Source organism: Phenylobacterium sp. (assembly GCF_016793225.1).
Lineage (GTDB): Bacteria > Pseudomonadota > Alphaproteobacteria > Caulobacterales > Caulobacteraceae > Phenylobacterium.
In genome coordinates this window covers 1-2,222 of record NZ_JAEUMN010000084.1, presented here as the reverse complement: position 1 = coordinate 2,222, position 2,222 = coordinate 1, and the positions used below count along the sequence as shown (strand labels likewise).

Genomic DNA, 2,222 nt, shown 5'->3' with positions numbered 1-2,222 from the left:
TCGAGATCGGCGAGCAGCTCGCGGACCTTCAGCAAGGTCTTGGCCGTGTCCTCCGCCGCGTAGAGGACGTGGAGGATCACCGCCTCGAGGATCTCGGACGCGGACTTGTCCCAGATGGCCTCCTCGTCGCGGACACCGCCGGGATCGGACAGGATCGCCACGAGGCGCTGCACCTGAGCGAGCTCGGCGGCGCCGGGCTGGATCTCAGCCAGCGGATTCCATCGCGCCGACTGGAGATCGCGGGGGTTGAACCGAAGCACGTGCGAGAAGCCGGCGCGCCATCCGGCCGTGACGGTCCAAAGCTCACCCTTGGGGTCGTGGACCATGACACTCTCGGACCAGCTGAGCAGGCTTGGGACGACGTGGCCTCTGCCCTTGCCGCTCCGCGTGCCGCCGGTGACCAGCGTCGGTCGCAGGTCCGCGGTGATCAGCACGCGTCCGCCGATTTCGCCGAGGACGCAGCCGGCCTTCGCGAACAGGCCCGCGCGTCGCGCGTCGCCGCGTCCGCCCCAGCCTCGCGTCCGGCGGATCGACGCGCTCTGGCCGTCGAGAACCACGGCCAGGCCAAGCCCCCCAGCGACGGCGAGGAGGATGACCGAACCGGCGGAGGCGAAGACGCGCGGCGCTTCGGCGGCGAACTCACGCCGCCACACCAGGATGCGCCAGGGCGGATAGAGCGTCAGATCGGGTCCGGCCTGGACGCCGCGCCCAAGCACGGGCGACCATGCGAAGGTCCAACCCACGAACTGCGTTGCAGCCTGGAGTCCAAGCAGCAGTCCACCCGCGGCCGACACAATGCGAAGACCTACGCCCAACGAGGTTAGCCTCTCGCGATATTCACACCAAAGGAAGCCGGTCCCGACCTCTAATGTTCCGCTGACAACAGTCGTTGATTTCTATTTTTGAATACTCAGAAGAAGAACCTCTAGTTGTCGGCAGAAAATCTGCCGGTTTGCGACGGCAGCAACTTCAGATCGTGCCCCCGGCGATGGCAGGAGCAAGGCGCAGGGACGCCGGCGCGAAGCCGTGCGGCAGGAATCCCGCCGTCTCCAGGTGGCTGGACTACCGCCCCGCGCAAAGTGCGCGTGGACACGCTTGATCCCCCGCGCCGCGCCGCTTACTCCACGATAAGTCGCGTTCGTGACAGGACAGTTGCTATGGTTGCGAAGGGCTTGGATGAGTTCGGCTATGCTGAGCTTGCCCCGCTTATCCTCAAGCCACTTCGCGTCATGCGCGGCGTGCGCTCTCCTGAGATGGCCGGGCGGATGGGCATCTCACCGCGAGCGTATCAGGACTTCGAGAACGGCCGCACCGGCCTGCTGCTCGCCCGCGTTCGCCTGTTCGCAGACATCCTGAAGCTCGACCACTTCGCGATCCTGGCGGCGTTCCACCTGGGCAAGCCCCGGATCGCCCACGTCTTCGCGCACAACAAGTTCATGCTCGTGCAGGCGAGCGCCGTCGATGAGTTCGACGGCGAGATGCAGAACGCCGTCGCCGCCGTGGACCCCCTCACGGTGCTCGATGCTCACCTGCAGTTCTACCAACAGCTGGCCGAGGCCGGCCGGGCGCAGCTTCGCGCGGCCGACGGCAGGCGCCCGAAGGACTGACGGCGCGCTCTGTGCGTCTAGCCTCTCAGCGCCGCCACTGGAAAACCTCCTCCTCGCAGGTTCATCGACAATCCGCACATGCGCGCCTTCGACGCGCTGTCCGTCGAGACCCTGCGCTCCGGCGCGCCGCCGCTCGACATCAAGGCCTACGAGAGCAGGGCGTACGCGATGTTCCACGCCTTCGGCGAGGCCCGCTCGCCCGGCGGGGGTCCCGGCATGGCGGACCATCTCAAGCTGATCCCGCGGCAGGTCGTCAAGATCGTGAAGGACGACCCCAAGGTGCTCGACCGCTTCGACACCTGTGCCGACGCCATGGTCGGTCCGAAGTAGAGCGCCGATCAGGACCCCGGTCGCGCCTGTGCCGCCGGGACGTTGGCGACGATGCCCCCTTCGTTGCCGGGCTGGCCGGACGGGACAAGGTCGTAGAACCCCGACAGCCGCAGGCGGACCACGACCGGCTTCTCGCTGGAGTTCGAGAACTGCCAGCCCTGGATGCCGTCGAAGGGCGCGGTCAGCGCGCCGTTCTGCTTGAGCCCGAAGGCCTGCTTCCAGGTCGAGACGGCCATCGCCTCCCCCGGCTTCGGCGTCGTGTGGCCGTGCTGGTCGAAGCGGAAG

General features: G+C 67.5%; 3 protein-coding genes and 1 pseudogene. 2 read left to right on the top strand and 2 right to left on the bottom strand.

The genetic code is table 11. The features are described 5' to 3' along the window. On the bottom strand, positions 1-743 hold a 743-nt coding region (locus JNK30_RS10270), incomplete at its 3' end, for a type IV secretory system conjugative DNA transfer family protein (protein WP_293482141.1). Positions 744-1,265: 522 nt separating this feature from the next. On the opposite strand from JNK30_RS10270, the gene JNK30_RS10265 reads away from it, so the two are divergent. Together JNK30_RS10265 and JNK30_RS10260 are read left to right on the top strand one after the other, a co-directional pair. After that, positions 1,266-1,607, top strand: coding sequence for a hypothetical protein (locus JNK30_RS10265; protein ID WP_293482140.1), 342 nt, complete (start codon positions 1,266-1,268; stop codon positions 1,605-1,607). 78 nt (positions 1,608-1,685) lie between these two features. Further along, entirely contained in the window at positions 1,686-1,937 is a 252-nt protein-coding gene (locus tag JNK30_RS10260; RefSeq protein ID WP_293482139.1) for a hypothetical protein, read from the top strand. Positions 1,938-1,945: 8 nt separating this feature from the next. Here JNK30_RS10260 and JNK30_RS10255 read toward each other — a convergent pair. After that, a pseudogene (locus tag JNK30_RS10255) lies at positions 1,946-2,222 on the bottom strand (hypothetical protein); the annotation flags it as partial.